The organism is Xanthobacter autotrophicus, from assembly GCF_029991245.1.
GTDB lineage: Bacteria > Pseudomonadota > Alphaproteobacteria > Rhizobiales > Xanthobacteraceae > Xanthobacter > Xanthobacter autotrophicus_C.
This window is the reverse complement of record NZ_JAIVFO010000001.1, coordinates 1-16394: the sequence shown is the minus strand read 5'-3', so window position 1 is coordinate 16394 and position 16394 is coordinate 1. Positions and strand designations below refer to the sequence as shown.

14 protein-coding genes, 1 tRNA gene and 1 pseudogene are annotated in these 16394 nt (G+C 67.3%); 8 read left to right on the top strand and 8 right to left on the bottom strand.

Annotated features, from left to right (window positions below):
- Positions 1 to 65: 65 nt before the first annotated feature.
- The 4 genes from lptG to msrB all read right to left on the bottom strand — a co-directional run bounded on the left by lptG (position 66) and on the right by msrB (position 5151).
- The gene (gene lptG, locus K9U41_RS00080; protein WP_282638799.1) at positions 66 to 1160 is read right to left on the bottom strand and encodes an LPS export ABC transporter permease LptG; all 1095 of its coding nucleotides are present in this window, start codon (positions 1158 to 1160) and stop codon (positions 66 to 68) included.
- A gap of 5 nt (positions 1161 to 1165) precedes the next feature.
- Positions 1166 to 2374: an LptF/LptG family permease gene (locus K9U41_RS00075; protein WP_282638798.1), complete on the bottom strand. Its 1209-nt coding sequence runs from the start codon at positions 2372 to 2374 to the stop codon at positions 1166 to 1168.
- A 235-nt stretch (positions 2375 to 2609) separates the two neighbouring features.
- Positions 2610 to 4706, bottom strand: coding sequence for a S9 family peptidase (locus tag K9U41_RS00070; RefSeq protein ID WP_282638797.1), 2097 nt, complete (start codon positions 4704 to 4706; stop codon positions 2610 to 2612).
- On the bottom strand, positions 4696 to 5151 hold the full coding sequence (gene msrB / locus K9U41_RS00065; protein WP_282638796.1) for a peptide-methionine (R)-S-oxide reductase MsrB: 456 nt from the start codon (positions 5149 to 5151) through the stop codon (positions 4696 to 4698). Before msrB ends, K9U41_RS00070 begins: the two co-directional genes overlap by 11 nt.
- A 490-nt stretch (positions 5152 to 5641) precedes the next feature.
- On the opposite strand from msrB, the gene K9U41_RS00060 reads away from it, so the two are divergent.
- Positions 5642 to 6058: a MucR family transcriptional regulator gene (locus K9U41_RS00060; RefSeq protein ID WP_282638795.1), complete on the top strand. Its 417-nt coding sequence runs from the start codon at positions 5642 to 5644 to the stop codon at positions 6056 to 6058.
- A gap of 143 nt (positions 6059 to 6201) precedes the next feature.
- Here K9U41_RS00060 and K9U41_RS00055 read toward each other — a convergent pair whose 3' ends face one another.
- Complete coding sequence (locus tag K9U41_RS00055) at positions 6202 to 7815, bottom strand: phosphoenolpyruvate carboxykinase (protein WP_282638794.1); 1614 nt, start codon at positions 7813 to 7815, stop codon at positions 6202 to 6204.
- A gap of 246 nt (positions 7816 to 8061) precedes the next feature.
- The gene (locus K9U41_RS00050) at positions 8062 to 8778 is read right to left on the bottom strand and encodes a HugZ family protein (protein WP_282638793.1); all 717 of its coding nucleotides are present in this window, start codon (positions 8776 to 8778) and stop codon (positions 8062 to 8064) included.
- A 257-nt stretch (positions 8779 to 9035) separates the two neighbouring features.
- Here K9U41_RS00050 and K9U41_RS00045 point away from each other — a divergent pair, with 257 nt between their 5' ends.
- From K9U41_RS00045 to K9U41_RS00015, 7 genes are all read left to right on the top strand, one after another.
- Complete coding sequence (locus K9U41_RS00045) at positions 9036 to 9734, top strand: response regulator transcription factor (RefSeq protein ID WP_282638792.1); 699 nt, start codon at positions 9036 to 9038, stop codon at positions 9732 to 9734.
- A 34-nt stretch (positions 9735 to 9768) separates the two neighbouring features.
- Positions 9769 to 11577 (top strand): sensor histidine kinase, encoded by a 1809-nt coding sequence (locus K9U41_RS00040; protein WP_282638790.1) that lies wholly within the window; start codon positions 9769 to 9771, stop codon positions 11575 to 11577.
- A gap of 3 nt (positions 11578 to 11580) precedes the next feature.
- Entirely contained in the window at positions 11581 to 12030 is a 450-nt protein-coding gene (locus tag K9U41_RS00035) for an HPr kinase/phosphorylase (RefSeq protein WP_282638789.1), read from the top strand.
- Positions 12031 to 12138: 108 nt separating this feature from the next.
- Positions 12139 to 12540 (top strand): PTS sugar transporter subunit IIA, encoded by a 402-nt coding sequence (locus tag K9U41_RS00030; protein WP_138400954.1) that lies wholly within the window; start codon positions 12139 to 12141, stop codon positions 12538 to 12540.
- Between the two features lie 73 nt (positions 12541 to 12613).
- A complete protein-coding gene (locus K9U41_RS00025; RefSeq protein WP_282638916.1) occupies positions 12614 to 12928 on the top strand; it encodes an HPr family phosphocarrier protein in 315 nt (104 codons plus the stop codon).
- A 204-nt stretch (positions 12929 to 13132) separates the two neighbouring features.
- Positions 13133 to 14611 (top strand): HAMP domain-containing sensor histidine kinase, encoded by a 1479-nt coding sequence (locus K9U41_RS00020; RefSeq protein ID WP_282638788.1) that lies wholly within the window; start codon positions 13133 to 13135, stop codon positions 14609 to 14611.
- A gap of 179 nt (positions 14612 to 14790) precedes the next feature.
- A tRNA-Arg gene (locus K9U41_RS00015) sits at positions 14791 to 14867 on the top strand.
- Between the two features lie 148 nt (positions 14868 to 15015).
- Here K9U41_RS00015 and K9U41_RS00010 read toward each other — a convergent pair.
- Together K9U41_RS00010 and K9U41_RS00005 are read right to left on the bottom strand one after the other, a co-directional pair.
- Positions 15016 to 15624, bottom strand: a complete 609-nt coding sequence (locus tag K9U41_RS00010) for an NAD(P)-dependent oxidoreductase (protein ID WP_282638915.1) — start codon at positions 15622 to 15624, stop codon at positions 15016 to 15018.
- Between the two features lie 463 nt (positions 15625 to 16087).
- Positions 16088 to 16267, bottom strand: a pseudogene (locus tag K9U41_RS00005) (hypothetical protein); the annotation flags it as partial.
- Positions 16268 to 16394 lie beyond the last annotated feature (127 nt).

Sequence of the window (16394 nt, the reverse complement as noted above, 5' to 3'; positions counted from 1 at the left end):
CGTCCGGCGCGCGCTGCGGCGCCGGCCCCCGGAGATGTTGCCTACGGCGGGGGGAAGCCCGACCGTCATCCGTCCTCCCGATGCAACAGAATGAGTACCCCCAGAAGAATCCCGGTCACCGCAGGAAACCATGCTGCAGCAACGGGATGAACGAAACCCGCCTCGCCGAGATCCTCAGCGAGCTTGGTTCCAACATAAAGCAGAAAGCCCGCCAGCACGCCACCGAGAATCGTCTGCCCCACCCCGCCGAAGCGGAACACACGTAGCCCCACCACCGCGGCAATGAGTACCATTGCCACCAGGAGAAACGGCCGTGCCAGAAGGCTCTGGAGCTGAAGACGGTACCTTTCGGCGCCGAAGCCGGATTGTTCTGCACTGCGGATGGCGGCGGGAAGTTGCCAAAACGACACGGTTTCCGGGGCGATCAGCGACTCCTGAATCTGCTTGGGGTCGAGATTCGTGGCAATCAGATAGGTATCATAGTGCTGATGATCGAGGCCCGGAACCAGCACGCTGGCGTCGGTAAGAATCCATGCACCATCTCCCAAGGTTGCAGAACGGGCTTCCACACGCTCCACGAGACGGTCGGCCTTGTCGAACTCGAACACCACCACCCCGGACAGCGTCCGGCCGCCCTGGCGGGTGGCCTGGGCCTGGATGATGGACTGGCCGTCCACGCTCTGCTGGCGCACCCAGAACTCCTTCTTGCCCTGGGGCAGGAGCCCTGACGAGGAGGAGCCGAAGATCTCGCCCTCGATCTGGTTCGCGCGCTCCTTGAAGTCGGCGGAGACGGGGTTGAACACCGTGGTGGCGAACACGCCGAGGAGGAACGCCACCAGCACCGGCGGCGTGATGAACTGCCAGACCGAGAGCCCCACCGCCCGCGCCACCACCAGTTCCAGCCGCCGCGACAGCAGGACGAAGGTGGAGATGGAGCCGAACAGCACCGCGAACGGCATGAGCTGCTCGGTGAAGGAGGGGGTGCGGTAGAGGGTGACGAGGGCCAGCAGGCCCACCGTCACCTGTTCGCGATCGGCGGTGCGGCGCGCCATCTCCAGGAAGTCCACGAGCACGATGAGCGTGACGCAGGACAGGAAGATGAGCACCACCGCGCTCGCGAAGCGCCGCGCGAAATAAAGGCCGAGAATGCGTCCGATCATGGGGCTCAGGCCGCCGCGCGCCGCGTGAAGCGCTGCTTCAGCCAGTCCCCCAGGGCGACCAGAGCCGCCGGCGGGGAGAGGCGGATCCAGCCCTGGATCACCATGGCGCAGAGGACCACGGTAAGGATGGGCAGAAGATAGATGAGCGGCACCGCCCCGGCCTGGGTCTTCAACTGGCCGGCGATGGCGAAATTGCCGATCTGCACCGCGCCCATGGCCGGGATGATGGCGGCGAGCGCCGCGACCTGGCTCTGGCGGGTGGTGCGCGGGCGGGCCAGCGCCGCGGCGGCGATGGCGAAGAAGGCCATGGGATAGAGGCCGGCGGACAGGCGCTTGTGCACTTCCTCCCGGTAGCGTCCGGGGAAGAAGCGCAGGTAGAAGTCGTCCTCCGGCGGGTTCAGCACAAAGGAGATGGGCCGCTCCATGGGCTTCACGTCCTGGCCCTGGGAATTGGGGGCAAGGGACGACAGGTCGAAGGCATAGCGCTGGAATTCCACCACCGAGGAGTTGGACGACTTGCCCTTCTCTTGGCCCTTCTCCTGGCCCTGTTCCGTGCCCGCCTCCTTGTTCACGCCGCCGCGCCGCTGGATGGAGCCATTCTCCAGCACCAGGAAGATGCCGGAGTCGCTCTCGATGATCTGGCCGCGGTCGGCGAGGTAGGTGGAAACCGCGTCATCCCGCGCGTCATTGATGAAGATGCCGCGCATCACCCCATTGGGCGCGCGCTCGCGCACATGGAAGACGAGGCCCTGGGACAGGTTCACGAACCGTCCCGGCTGGGCGACGAAGGACACCACGTCCGCGCGCACCTTGGTGACCTGCTGGCGGAAGGTGGCAAGGCTCGCCGGCACAACCTTGATGGCGAGGAGGGCGCAGAACGCCGAGACGATGAGGGAGAGGACGATGAGCGGCCGCAGCAGCCGCCACGGACCCATCCCGGCGGAAGCCATCACCACGATCTCGCTGTCGCCGTTGAGCTTGAGCAGGGTGTAGGCGGTGGCGATGAACAGCGCCGCCGGGGCGATCACCAGCACCAGCGTGGGCATGGTGAGGCTGGTGATGGCGACGAAGGCGATGATGGTCTGGCCCTGGCTGGTGACGAGGTCCAGCTGGCGCAGGGCCTGCGTCGCCCAGATCATCCCGGCGAGCACCACCACGACGCCCAGGAACGCCACCGCGGCGGTCGAGAAAATGTAACGATCCAGACGGCCCATCAAAGCGTGCCTCAATGCGCGGAGCCGCCCCTCTCTCGCATTCCCCCAATCGAGCGCGCTCTGGATAACCGGAAGCTGCGCCCGGCGCAAATGCCGCCGGGGCAGGCTTCCGGGCTCCGACGCGATCACCATGCCCCTGGCCGGGACGACGGACCTGCTGCCAACATGAAGGAAAGAGGCCGGTTTACCGCCCGGATCACCGTGTGATCCGGGCGCGCGCCATGCCCCGCCGTCCTCAGGCTGTGCGGCCCACCGTCTTCAATGCGAACAGATAGACGAGCGCAACCTCGTCCAGCTTGTCGAATCGCCCTGCGGCGCCGCCGTGCCCCGCATCCATGTTGGTGCGCAGCAGGATGGGCCGCCCGCCGGTGTCCGCCGCGCGCAGCCGCGCCACCCATTTCGCCGGCTCCCAATAGGTGACGCGGGGATCGGTGAGGCCGGCGAGGGCGAAGATGGAGGGATAGGCCTGCGGGCCTACGTTATCCACGGGCGAATAGGCCAGGATGCGCCGGAACGCCGCCTCGTCGGTGATGGGATTGCCCCATTCGGGCCATTCGGGTGGGGTGAGGGGCAGGGTGTCGTCCAGCATGGTGGTCAGCACGTCCACGAACGGGACCTCGGCCACGATGCCGGCGAACAGGTCCGGCCGCAGGTTCGCCACCGCCCCCATCAGCATGCCGCCCGCCGAGCCGCCCTGGGCGACGATGCGGTCGGCCGTGGTGAAGCCCTCGGCCACCAGATGCTCGGCGCAGGCGATGAAGTCGGTGAAGGTGTTGGTCTTCCCCGCGAGCTTGCCGTCGGCGTACCAGTGCCAGCCCTTGTCCGTGCCGCCGCGCACATGGGCGATGGCATAGATGAAGCCGCGATCCACCAGCGACAGGCGGCTGGTGGAGAAGCCGGCCGGAATGGTGATGCCGTAGGCCCCATAGCCGTAAAGCAGGAGCGGGGCGGAGCCGTCCAGCGGCGTTCCCTTGCGATAGAGCAGGGACACCGGCACGCTCTCCCCGTCCTGTGCCGGGGCATAGAGGCGCCGCGTCACATAGTCCGCCGGGTCGTGGCCCGAGGGGACCTCCTGGCGCTTCAGCATCTCCCGGCGGCGGGTCGCCATGTCGTAGTCCCACACCTCCGACGGGGTGGTCATGGAGGCGTAGGTGAAGCGCACCGCGCGGGTGTCGAAGCTGAAGCCGGGGTGAAGTCCCAGCGCATAGGCCTCCTCGTCGAAGGCGATGGCGTGCTCGTCTCCCGACGCGAGGTCCCGGACGATGATGCGCGGCAGCCCCGCTTCCCGCTCCAGCCGGGCCATGTGGCCGGCGAAGACGGTGTGGCTCAGGATCATCCGCCCGGCCTGGTGGGGCACCAGATCACGCCAGCTGGCGCGGTCCGGCGTGGCGGTAGGGGCGGTGACGATCTTGAAGTCCTCCGCCCCGTCCGCATTGGTGAGGAGGATCAGGCTGTCGATGCCGGCGAGGTCTGGGTGGTGCTCCACCTCGTAGCGCACGCCGGCCTCGCGCGGGGCGATGCAGCGGGGCAGGGGCGCGGCTTGGGTAAGGTCCAGAAGGTGGACCTCCGAGGTGTCGTGGTCGCCGCAGGCGATGAGGCCGTAGCGGTGGGACTGGGTTTCGCCCAGCGAGACGAAGAAGCCCTTGTCCGGCTCCTCATAGATGAGGGCATCGGCGGCGGGATCGGTGCCCAGGACGTGGCGGAACACCTTGGACGGCCGGTGCTCGGCATCGCGGCGGATGTAATAGAGCACCGTTCCATCGGCGCTCCACAGCAGGTCGCCGGTGGTTTCCTCGATCACGTCGGGCCGGTCGGCGCCGCCCGACAGGTCGCGGATGCGGATGGCGTAGAGTTCGGAGCCGGACGTGTCGGCCGCAAAGGCGAGAAGGGTATGGTCCCTGGTATGGCGCCAGTGGCCGAAATGGAAATAGGCCTTGCCTTCCGCCTCCTTGTCGCCGTCGAGCAGGATGGCTTCGGGACCATCGGGAAGAGGCTTGCGGCAATACAGCGGATGCTGGCCGCCTTCCCGGTGCCGGGAGAAATAGGCGAAGGACCCGTCCGGGGCGGGAACGGAAGAATCGTCTTCCTTGATGCGTCCGCGCATCTCGGCGACCAAAGCGGCCCTGGCCTCGCCCATCGGGGCGAAATAGGCCTCGGCGAAGGTGTTTTCCGCCTCCAGATAGGCGCGGATGTCGGTGTCCAGCACCGACGGATCACGCATGACCGCGCGCCAGTTGTCGGCGCGCAGCCAGGCATAGTCGTCGGTCAGGGGCACGCCGTGGACGATGCGCTCGCTCGGCCGGCGTGGTGCGCGGGGCGGCTCAGACGCCACGGGTGTCCCCGTCGTCGGGCGCGAGCGAAAGTGCCGTGCCGTTCAGGCAGAAGCGCAGGCCCGTGGGGGCCGGGCCGTCCGGGAAGACGTGGCCCAGGTGGCTCTCGCAACTGGCGCAGCGCACCTCGATGCGGCGCATGCCGTGGGAGGTATCTTCGTGCGTCACCACCGCTTCAGCGGAGACCGGGGAGAAGAAGCTGGGCCAGCCGGTGCCCGAATCATACTTGGCCTCGGAGCGGAACAGGGCGGTCCCGCAGGCGACGCAGGAATAAAGGCCCGCGCGCTTCTCATCCCAATAGGGGCCGGTGAAGGCGCGCTCGGTGCCATGCTGGCGGGTGATTCGAAACTGCTCGGGCGTCAGGCAGGAGCGCCATTCGCTCTCGCTTTTGACCACCTTGGCATCGTCGTCACCATGGGCGGCGGGAGACGGGGCAGGATTGGGCATGGAAGACCCCTGGTTCAGTTTATGGAGAGGTAGGCATTCAGGGTGGCGACGGCAAGGCGGCGGCGCGCGTGGCGGGGCCTTTTTGGAGGCGGGGATCCGTGGAGGTCGAAAGTGCCGCGTGGCCGATGACGCGGCCGGCAATTGAGTTGCGGCTTATGTATGCAAGAATAGCAAACGTTTTCGCGAAATACTGGTTGCAAAGGTGAAGTCGCGAAATTAACAAATATAGAGCACCTTCTTCGTCGGATTGCTGTGGGGCGGCTGAACGGAGAGGGGACGCAAGGTTCGCCGCAGGTGGGGCAGGGTCGGTGGAGATTTCAATGGCCGCCGATCGAGGTTCCACCTTCGTCCGAAGACGGCGCCGTTCGGGATCACCTTTGCGCGCAAGGTCCTGCGGTTCGCGCAGTTGGCCCAAAGGCGCCACCTGCGCGCGCGCATTTTGAATTTCAGCCATACGGATGCCAAAAAAGCCAACCGCGAAGAAGGTCCCATGAGCGAAACCACGGATACGACCGCCTATATCGAGCTCGCGACGGATATCGTTTCGGCCTATGTCAGCAACAACACGGTGGCCCTCGCGGATCTGCCCTCCCTCATCAGCGAGGTCTATGGCGTCCTTCAGCGCCTCTCCAGCGGCGAGGAGGAGCCCGTCTCCGAGCCGGCTAAGCCCGCCGTGGCGGTGAAGAAGTCGGTCCATCCGGACTTCATCATCTGCCTGGAGGACGGCAAGAAGTTCAAGTCCCTGAAGCGCCACCTGCGCACGCGCTACGACATGACGCCCGAGCAGTACCGCGAGAAGTGGGGCCTGCCCGCCGACTATCCCATGGTGGCGCCGAACTATGCGGCCGCCCGCTCCGAACTTGCAAGGCAGATGGGCCTGGGCCAGCAGCGCCGCCGCGAGGCCTGACGCGCGATTGCATCCCGCGATTGCATCCACAGGCACGCCCACAAGCACGCCCTGGAACCACGAGGTCCGGCGCCCAGGTGCCGGGCCTTTGCTTTTGAGAAAACCCGGGCGAAGCCGGGGCGACGGCGCCCCGGCTTCCAGGCCTATTCGGCGGCGATGCGCACCTGGGGCTGGGCATCGCGCACGGCGGCGTCCACGTGGTTCTCGAAGCGGGTAAAATTCTCCCGGAACATCTCCACCAGCCGGCGCGCGGTGGCGTCGAACTCGGCTTGGTCGGCCCAGGTCTTGGACGGATAGAGCACGTGCGGCTCGATGCCCGGGACGGAAGTGGGCACCTCGAACCCGAAATAGGGATCGGTGCGGAAGGATGCGTCCTTCAGCGAGCCGTCCAGCACCGCCGTGAGCAGGGTGCGCGTGACCTTGATGGGCATGCGCCGCCCGGTGCCGAACTTGCCTCCGGTCCAGCCGGTGTTCACCAGCCAGCAGTCCACCTGATGCTCGGCGATGAGGTCGCGCAGCAAATTGCCGTAGACCGAGGGGTGGCGCGGCATGAAGGGGGCGCCGAAGCAGGTGGAGAAGGTGGCCTCGGGGTCCTTCACCCCCTTCTCGGTGCCGGCCACCTTGGCGGTGTAGCCGGACAGGAAGTGATACATGGCCTGGGCCGGGGTCAGCCGGACGATGGGCGGCAGCACGCCGAAGGCGTCGCAGGTGAGCATCACCACGTTCTTCGGCATGCCGGCGACGCTGGTGGCGCTGGCATTGGGGATGAACGACAGGGGATAGCAGGAGCGGGTGTTCTCGGTCAGGCTGCCGTCGTCGAAGTCGGGAACGTGGGTGACCTTGTCCAGCACCACGTTCTCCAGCACCGTGCCGAAGCGGTTGGAGGCGGCGAAGATCTCCGGCTCGGCCTCGGCCGACAGGCGGATGGTCTTGGCATAGCAGCCGCCCTCGAAATTGAAGACGCCGCCCTGGCTCCAGCCGTGCTCGTCATCGCCGAGCAGGGTGCGGTTGGGGTCGGCGGAGAGGGTGGTCTTGCCGGTGCCGGACAGGCCGAAGAACAGGCAGACATCGCCCTCCGCGCCCACGTTCGCCGAGCAGTGCATGGGCATGATGCCCTGTTTCGGCAGGATGTAGTTCAGCGCGGTGAACACCGACTTCTTCATCTCGCCCGCATAGGAGGAGTTGCCGATCAGCACGATGCCGCGGGTGAAGTTCACCGCGATCACCGTCTCCGAGCGCACCCCGTGGCGGTCCGGATCGGCCTTGAAGGACGGCAGGTCGATGATGGTGAGTTCCGGCACGAAGCTGTCCAGCTCGGCCTGGTCCGGCCGGCGCAGCATGGTGCGGATGAACAACGAGTGCCAGGCGAACTCGGTATAGACGCGCACCTTGATGCGGCAGGAGGGGTCGGCGCCGCCGTAGAGGTCCTGGGCATAGAGGGTCCTGTCCTCGGCCGCCGTGAGGAAGTCCTGGTACAGGGTCTCGAACTGCTCGGGCGAGAGGGCGCCGTTGTTGTCCCACCACACCTGGGTCTCGGTGTCGGCGTCGCGGACCACGAACTTGTCCTTGGGGCTGCGGCCGGTATGGGCGCCGGTCTCGGCCACCAGGGCGCCGCCGGAGGAGAGGCGGGCTTCCCGGTTCGCCAGGGCGTGCTCGTAGAGCGCGGGCTCCAGCAGGTTCCAATGAACCGCGGTGAGGTGTTTCAAACCGAAGCTGGCGGCGCCGCAGGCGCTGTTCCGGTGACCGGTTTCGAGCAAGGACTCGTCCTCCTGATGTTCCCGCCGGCTTGAAGCCGGCCCTGCGCACGGTAACGGACGCCATCCTGCGTCTCTGGTGATGCCGCGCCTCCTCAGGTTATAAGGAGACGTCGCCAAAAGAAACACAGCCAAACGTGTACAGCGAGAGCACAGGCCGTCCCGATGGAGACGTCTATAACCATTTGAATACAATATGTTAAGCGTTTCAGGTCGGATCGCCCGGCGATCGGACGGAAACGCCGCCGTTCAGGCCGCGCTTGCCTGCCGGGCCTTCTGGACGAGGGCGACGAGTTCTTGACGCACTGCAGTAAGTTCGGTGACGCGCTGCGAAAAGTCTAGCCGCCTGACCAGCTCGCCGCTGGAAATCTCGCAGCCCTCCGGGTCCACCGCCACCATGCGCCACGCGCCGTCCGGCGCGCCGAGCAGCGCTGTCGCATAGAGGCCGACGGCATCGGAGTGGTCGGCGTTCATGTGCGCGATGACGCCGTCGGCGCCGGCCGCCAGCGCCTCGGCGCCGCTCCAGTCGGTGAGGAGGGCGGCGCCCGGCACGTCGACGATGCGGCCGAAGCCTTCCACCAGGTGCGCCTCCTCCACATGGATGGCGTGGAAGGCGAAGTCGGTGAAGTCCGCATAGCCGGCCGCCGCCGGGTGGCGGGCGAGATACCGGGTGCGGACCTCGGCCTGCGGCGCCGGCACGATGCGGCCGATGAGGCTGGCCCGCGGCGCATCCAGCGGGTCCACCGTTCCCGCGGCCGAGACCAGCAGCGAAACCCGTGCATCCCCCGCGATGTTGCGGGTGTGCCGGGCGAGGCGGGAGATGAGCAGGGTCGGGCGGCCTTCGGGATCGGTGGCCACCGCCACCAGCGAGGCATAGGGTCCGCCCGTCCCCTCCAGCGTCGCCAGCGCGCCGAAGCGCGCTTCGCGGATGAGCCGGCGGACGACGGTGGCGGCAGAATCGGCCATGAACCATGCTCCCTTCGAACCGCGTCAGGATGCGGCGTCCCGCCGGCCCTGCGCAAGCGGCAGCGCGGCCGCAGGCGCGCGCAGGGTGAAGGTTGCGGGGGGATGTTTGACGGGGGATGTTTGGCGTCGGTGGAGAATCCCGCTATTTTGCGGCAGTTGACTCTTGTGTGTCACATTTCGGCCACGCGAACGGGGTTCACCCCTCGCGCAAGGCCGCAGTTGAGGCCGCTGTTTCCAGACGGCTGAAAAGAGGTGTCATGCCCACCATCGCCCTCGTCGACGACGACCGCAACATTCTGACCTCGGTTTCCATCGCACTGGAGGCGGAAGGCTATCGCATCGACACCTACACCGATGGCGCCTCGGCCCTGGACGGATTCAAGACCAACCCGCCGGACCTCGCCATCCTCGACATCAAGATGCCGCGCATGGACGGCATGGAACTGCTGCGCCGCCTGCGCCAGAAGACCGACATGCCGGTGATCTTCCTCACCTCCAAGGATGAGGAGATCGACGAGCTGTTCGGCCTGAAGATGGGCGCCGACGACTTCATCAAGAAGCCGTTCTCCCAGCGCCTGCTGGTGGAGCGGGTGAAGGCCGTGCTGCGCCGGGTCGGAGCCAAGGACGGCACCGCGCCCCGCGAGACCGACAGCGCCAAGGTGCTGGAGCGCGGCAACCTGCGCATGGACCCCGAGCGCCACACCTGCACCTGGAAGGGCGAGCCGGTGACCCTCACCGTCACCGAATTCCTGATCCTGCAGGCGCTCGCCCAGCGTCCCGGCGTGGTCAAGAGCCGCAATGCGCTCATGGATGCGGCCTATGACGACCAGGTCTATGTGGACGACCGCACCATCGACAGCCACATCAAGCGGCTGCGCAAGAAGTTCAAGTCGGTGGACGACAGCTTCGAGATGATCGAGACCCTGTACGGCGTCGGCTACCGGTTCAAGGAGTGAGCACCACGGCACCGCGCCGGAGGCTCAGGACCCCATGACGGCGCACACCGACGAGGTACGAGCCGACGAGATGGCCTCGGGCGGGCCCGGTGCCTCCGGCGGCCGGGCGGAACGGGGGCGCGAGCCGCGTGGCGGTATCATCGCGTGGCTGAAGCGCGTGCGTCGCTTCGTGGCCTTCAAGGGCTTCTCCTCGCTCACCCGGCGCATCGTGCTGCTCAACCTCGCCGGGCTGTGCGCCCTGGTGTCGGGCATCCTCTATCTGTCGGAGTTCCGCTCCGGCCTCATCGACGCGCGCATCCAGAGCCTGCTGGTGCAGGGCGAGATCATCGCCGCCGCCATCGCCTCCTCGGCGCAGGTGGAGACCAATGCCATCACGCTCGATCCCGAGCGGCTGCTGGAATTGCAGGCCGGCGAGAGCTACGGCCCCGACGACGGCTTCGCGCCGCTGGAATTCCCCATCAATCCCGAGCGCGTCGCCCCGGTGCTGCGGCGCCTGGTGGGGCCGACGCGCACCCGCGCCCGCATCTATGACCGCGAGGGCCAGCTGCTGCTGGATTCCCGCTCGCTCTATTCGCGCGGCGAAATCCTGCGCTACGACCTGCCCTCGCCCAACGAGCCCAAGCCCGGCGTGATGGAGCGGGCCTGGCAGGCGGTGCAATTGTGGTTCGGCCGCGGCGACCTGCCGCTCTACAAGGAATTCGGCCCGCAGGCCGGCAAGAATTATCCCGAAGTCGCCTCCGCCGCGCTGGGCGCCAAGGGGAGCGAGGTGCGGGTGGATGAGCGCGGGCAGGTGGTGGTTTCCGTCGCCGTGCCGGTCCAGCGCTTCCGCGCCATCCTCGGGGTGCTGCTGTTGTCCACCCAGAGCGGCGAGATCGACGCCGCGGTGAAGGCCGAACGCTTCGTCATCGTGCGCGTGTTCCTGGTGGCGGCGGTGGTCATGGTGCTGCTCTCGGTGCTGCTCGCCGGCACCATCGCCGACCCGGTGCGCAAGCTCGCGGCGGCGGCCGAAAGGGTGCGCCGGCGCATCAAGTCGCGGGTGGAGATCCCCGATTTCACCGCCCGCTCGGACGAGATCGGCCATCTGTCCGGCGCCCTGCGCGACATGACCGGTGCCCTCTACAACCGCATCGAGGCCATCGAGAGCTTCGCCGCCGACGTGGCCCACGAGCTGAAGAACCCGCTGACCTCCCTGCGCAGCGCGGTGGAGACGCTGCCGCTGGCCAAGAGCGACACCTCGCGCAACCGCCTGATGGAGGTGATCCAGCACGACGTGAAGCGGCTCGACCGCCTCATCTCCGACATTTCCGACGCCAGCCGGCTCGATGCCGAGCTGCAGCGGCAGGAGGCGGCGAATGTCGACCTCAAGCAATTGCTGGAGATGGTGGTGGGCCTCGCCCAGGATGTGCGCAAGGACGACGGGGTCTGCGTCTCCCTCACCTTCGAGCGGGCCCACGGCGCGCCGGCCGACTTTCTGGTGGCGGGCCACGCCTCGCGCCTGGGGCAGGTTGTGGATAACCTCGTCTCCAACGCCCGGTCCTTCTCGCCGGAGGGCGGCTCGGTGCGCGTTACCTGCCGCCGCCTGAAGGATGGCGCCGAGATCGTGGTGGACGACGACGGCCCCGGCATTCGCCCGGATGCGCTCTCGCGCATCTTCGAGCGCTTCTACACGGACCGGCCGCACCAGGGCTTCGGGCAGAATTCCGGGCTCGGCCTCTCCATCTCGCGGCAGATCGCGGAGGCCCATGGCGGCACCATCTGGGCCGAGAACCGCACGGAAGCCGGAGCCGACGGCACGCCTCAGGTGACCGGCGCCCGCTTCGTCGTGCGCCTGCCGACGGCCTGAGCCGTGGGCGCGCCCGCCAGCATCCATGCCAGCTGCATCGCCATCGGCGATCTCGGGGTGCTCATCCGCGGGCCGTCCGGCTCGGGCAAGTCGAGCCTTGCGCTGCGGCTCATCCTCGACGCGCCGCGCAGCCTGTCCCCCGCCGAGCTGGTGGCCGACGACCGGGTGCTGCTGGCGCCGGAGGACGGCGTCCTGGTGGCGCGTCCAGCCCCCGCGCTGGCCGGTTTGATCGAGATGCGCGGCCTCGGCATCCGCCGGTTACCGTATCGTCCCATGGTGGCGGTGCGGCATGTGGTCGATCTTGCAGCACCCGACGCCAGCCGGATGCCGGCCCCGCAAGCCCGGCGAATCCTCCTTCAAGGCATTGAAGTTGAACGTATTCCATTGGAGGAATGGGGCAAGGCGCCACTGGTTCTCGCTTGCATTATCGGAACGCGTGACCACGATGATTAAATGTGCTTTTGTGCGTTGCACCCCTTGCGTAATTTTTGAGCCGATCTGAATATGGCCGTCCCGCAACGCGGGAGGCCTTCATCCAGGGGTGGTGGAGGCGGAGGAAGCATGATCGGTCTCGTCCTCGTCACACATGGCCGCCTTGCCGACGAATTCTGCTCCGCCCTGGAGCACGTCATGGGTCCGCAGACCCAGATGGCCACCGTTACCATTGGTCCCGAGGACGATATGGAACGGCGGCGGCAGGACATCATCGAAGCCGTGGACCGGGTGCGGACCGGCGACGGTGTGGTGATCCTCACCGACATGTTCGGCGGCACGCCGTCCAATCTCGCCATCTCGGTGATGAACACGCCGGACGTGGAGGTGGTGGCGGGCATCAATCTGCCCATGCTCGTGAAGCTCGCCAAGGTGCGTGGCGAGCTGCCGCTGGAGCAGGCCGTCGATGTGGCGCAGGAAGCCGGGAGGAAATACATCAATGTCGCAAGCCGTGTCCTCTCCGGTAAATGACGCCTTCGTCCCGCGGGCGGACGCGGACGAGGCGCAACACCAAGAGATGCCGCACCAAGAGATGCCGCACGAGATGGAGTGTCCCGAGGCGGCGTGTGGCGGACCCATCGCCCCCGAGGCCCTGGTGCGTGCCCTGCCGATCGTGAACAAGCGTGGCCTGCATGCCCGTGCCTCCGCCAAGTTCGTGCAGACGGTGGAGCGGTTCGACGCCTACGTGACCGTATGTCGCAATGGTGAGGCGGTAGGGGGCAATTCCATCATGGGCCTGATGATGCTGGCCGCCGGCCCCGGCACCAGAGTGACCGTGACCGCCACCGGCAACGAGGCCGCCGCGGTGCTCGAGGCCCTCGATACCCTGGTGGCCGACCGCTTCGGCGAGGACGAATAGCGCCGCAGCCAGGATAATCGCGCCGCTGGCCGCCTGCCGCCTGCCGGGCCAAGGGCCTGGCATTCCGGCACCGCTTGGGCCCGGCATTTACCTCAATCTCAAGTCGCTCTGGCCGGTGACCGATTGGTTGCCTATTTCTTAATGTCGATCGCTCGCGCGCTGGGCGCGGCGATCCGGGACGGGTCTGCCCCCCGTATCAGTGCCATGTTGGAGCCGACGAGCCATCAGCCGGAGACCCGGCCGGCGCCCAGGGGCGCCCGGTGGAGCCTCGGGCTGTCCACCAAGCTTCTCGCCTTGACCGTCGCCGTGGTGGCCATGGCCGAAATCGCGGTGCTGGTGCCCACCATCGCCAACTACCGCATTGCCTGGCTCTCCGACCGGCTGGCGGCGGCCCGCACCGCCGCCCTCGTGCTCGATGCCGCCCCGCAGGAGGGCATTTCGCCCGACCTCACCCGCCAGTTGCTGGAGAGCGTCGGCGCCAAGGTGATCGTGGTGAAGCGCGAGGACACGCGCCGCCTGCTCGCCGCCTCCGACATGCCGCCCATGGCCAACGTGCATATCGACATGCGCGAGACCACCTTGTGGACCGCGGTCCACGACGCCTTCGATACGCTCACGGCCCCCGACGGCCGCATCCTGCGCGTGGTGGGCGATCCGCCGCGCGGCGCCGACTTCATCGAGATCGTCCTCAGCGGCACGCCCCTGCGCGCGGCGCTGCTGCGCTTCGCCGCCACCGTGCTGCTTGTGTCGCTGGCGGTGGCGGTGGCGGCGGGCGTGCTGGTCTATGTGAGCCTCAACTGGCTGTTCGTGCGGCCCATGCGGCGGCTCACCGAGCGCATCTCGGCGTTCCGCGAGAACCCGGAGGATGCCTCCCGCATCATCGTGCCCTCCGGCCGCTCCGACGAGATCGGCACCGCCGAGGAGGCGCTGGAGGAGATGCAGCGCGAACTGTCCCAGACCCTGCACCAGAAGAGCCATCTGGCGGCCCTCGGCCTGGCGGTGTCCAAGATCAACCACGATCTGCGCAACCTCTTGTCGTCCGCGCAGCTGCTCTCCGACCGTCTGGCCACCGTGCCGGACCCAACCGTGCAGCGCTTCGCGCCGAAGCTGCTGGCGGCCCTCGACCGTGCCATCACCTATTGCGAGCAGACCCTCTCCTACGGCCGCGCCAAGGAGCCGCTGCCCGAGCGGCGCGACGTGGCCCTCGCCCAGCTCTTCGACGAGGTGCGCGAGACGCTGGGCCTGCAGAGCGGCTCGGGGATCGGCTGGGTGGTGGATATCGAGCGGGGGCTCGTGGCCGATGCCGACCCCGACCAGCTGTTCCGCGTGATCCTGAACATCGCCCGCAACGCCGTGCAGGCGCTGGAGGTGCGCGCGCCGGTGGACCCCGAGCGGGACCAGATCCGCATCAAGGCGCGGCGCAAGGGTGCGGTGGTGGAGATCGAGATGGGCGACACCGGGCCGGGCATTCCGGCGGCGCGCCGCGAGCACCTGTTCGAGGCTTTCGTGTCCTCGGCGCGGCGCGGCGGCACCGGGCTCGGCCTGCCCATCGCCGATGAGCTGGTGCGGGCCCATGGCGGCGAGATCCGCCTTCTGGACACCCAGGTGGGCACCACCTTCCGCATCACCATCCCCGACCAGCCGGAAAGCCGCCACCACCGGCGCGAGCGCATCCGCGCCTGAGGTATTGGTGTGCTGCGCAGTTTTCCACATGGGAGTGGGGTCGCGCGGTTTTTCTCAAGCATCCAGTCTTGCGTGGTCCGCTGGAAGGGTGTAGCTCACGGGTCCTCGCGGCGCTCCAACGTCGCGACGCCCGGGAAGGGCTTCCCTTCCAGACCGGTTCCCACCGGTTTCGGGCACAGGCGCCGGTAGCTCAGCTGGATAGAGCACCAGACTACGAATCTGGGGGTCGGGAGTTCGAATCTTCCCCGGCGCGCCATTAAATCAATGACTTAGCCGAAGTTCACCGTTTCAGTTTCCGGATCTGAAACGGTTTTTGAAACGGTTTTGGCTGAAGTTTGCGATTGGGCCGCATTGCCCGCGACCTTCCCTTTCAAATTCCCAGAGTTCTCATTGGTGACGCGCCTTCATGAGTTGGCGATTGTCACCGCGCTGCCGACGTGTTCGTCGCTCGTCAACTGATCGACGCAGAATTGCGCCACGTCGGCCCGGCTGGTCTTGTGGGCGGTGTCGCGTCCCCGAAACACCTTTACGTTTCCGGTGGCGGCGTCATCGGTGAGCATCGCGGGACGGACAATGACGAAGGCAATGCCGCTCGCGCGGACGACAGCTTCCGTCGCAGCCTTGTCTTCGGTCGAGCCGCGCAGCCACGTCGGCACAATCACATGCTCTACGAACCAGCCCACCTGGTCAGCCGAGTCGCCGACGCCGAACGAGCTGATAACGATGACGCGCCTCGCGCCGTTCGCCTTCATCGCCGCGACGACCGCGCCGGCGACGCTGCGCTCGAGCGTCGTCTTGCAGTACGGCGCCTTCCCGCCGATCGTGTCGATCACGGCGTCCTGCCCGGCCATCGCTTCGTCCACGCTCGCGTGATCGGTCGCATCCCCAGCGATGACGCGGACGTTCTCGGGCGCGCGATACCTCGCCGCATCGCGAACGAACACGGTCACAACGTGCCCGGCCGCCACGGCTCGCTCGACTACGATCGCCCCCGTCTTGCCGGCCGCGCCGATGATCAGAACATTCCTATTGTTTTCCTCCTTGTGGACAGAGCCGCGACAACGCAGCTCGCTAAGGGATCAGTTCAGGAGCGGTGGGCTCGCAGCCGAGCCATTGTCGGGTGCGGGGCGCTCCACGCCGGCCTGTCGCGGCCAGCGCACATATGGACAGTGATCCGAGTATGCCCTCTCTGCGGTAGCGGCGAGGGGGCCGCCCCATCCGGTGCTGCTGCCCCCGGCGGTCTGCTCGCCACCCTCGGGTGGGTCGCGGGGCCGGATTGTGAGGTTGCAGATTATCGTTTGCCGCCCTTTGGCGGACCGGGTAGGACGCGCCAGTAGCGGTCTTTGACAATCGCCCCAGAAACGGACGTTCGCGCTGGCCAGTGCTGAGCTTTAGCTCAGGGGCCCTTTTGAGATGTTTCAGGCCGCCGCCACAGATGGTGCAGGACCAGGGCCGCGCCGGGGCGCGGCCCGTCATTCAGTTCGCCTTCTTCTCTCCGCGCGCGGCGATGATGGCCGGGCAGGCGCTTTCGGAGAGGGGGCGGAAGGCCTCGTCCCCGGGCAAGGTGGCGACCAGATTGTAGAGGTCCCACTCGCCCTTCGAAGCCCCGGGAGCCTTGACCTCGAAGACGTAGAAATCATGCACCATGCGTCCGTCTGTTGATTTCCGGCGAGAAGTGACCCTGGATTTCCACTGAGAAGTGACCCGGGGTGATGGTGGTCTTGGGTCAGGTTGCGGTCAAGTTTCGGGGCTTCTCCTTTGAGGGTTTAGGTGGTTTGGCCGA

Excerpts from the sequence above, each read along its gene's own strand:
- lptG (WP_282638799.1), bottom strand. The coding sequence starts at position 1,160 with ATGATCGGACGCATTCTCGGCCTTTATTTCGCGCGGCGCTTCGCGAGC.
- K9U41_RS00075 (WP_282638798.1), bottom strand. The coding sequence starts at position 2,374 with ATGGGCCGTCTGGATCGTTACATTTTCTCGACCGCCGCGGTGGCGTTC.
- msrB (WP_282638796.1), bottom strand. The coding sequence starts at position 5,151 with ATGCCCAATCCTGCCCCGTCTCCCGCCGCCCATGGTGACGACGATGCC.
- K9U41_RS00060 (WP_282638795.1), top strand. The coding sequence starts at position 5,642 with ATGAGCGAAACCACGGATACGACCGCCTATATCGAGCTCGCGACGGAT.
- K9U41_RS00050 (WP_282638793.1), bottom strand. The coding sequence starts at position 8,778 with ATGGCCGATTCTGCCGCCACCGTCGTCCGCCGGCTCATCCGCGAAGCG.
- K9U41_RS00045 (WP_282638792.1), top strand. The coding sequence starts at position 9,036 with ATGCCCACCATCGCCCTCGTCGACGACGACCGCAACATTCTGACCTCG.
- K9U41_RS00040 (WP_282638790.1), top strand. The coding sequence starts at position 9,769 with ATGACGGCGCACACCGACGAGGTACGAGCCGACGAGATGGCCTCGGGC.
- K9U41_RS00030 (WP_138400954.1), top strand. The coding sequence starts at position 12,139 with ATGATCGGTCTCGTCCTCGTCACACATGGCCGCCTTGCCGACGAATTC.
- K9U41_RS00025 (WP_282638916.1), top strand. The coding sequence starts at position 12,614 with ATGGAGTGTCCCGAGGCGGCGTGTGGCGGACCCATCGCCCCCGAGGCC.
- K9U41_RS00020 (WP_282638788.1), top strand. The coding sequence starts at position 13,133 with ATGTTGGAGCCGACGAGCCATCAGCCGGAGACCCGGCCGGCGCCCAGG.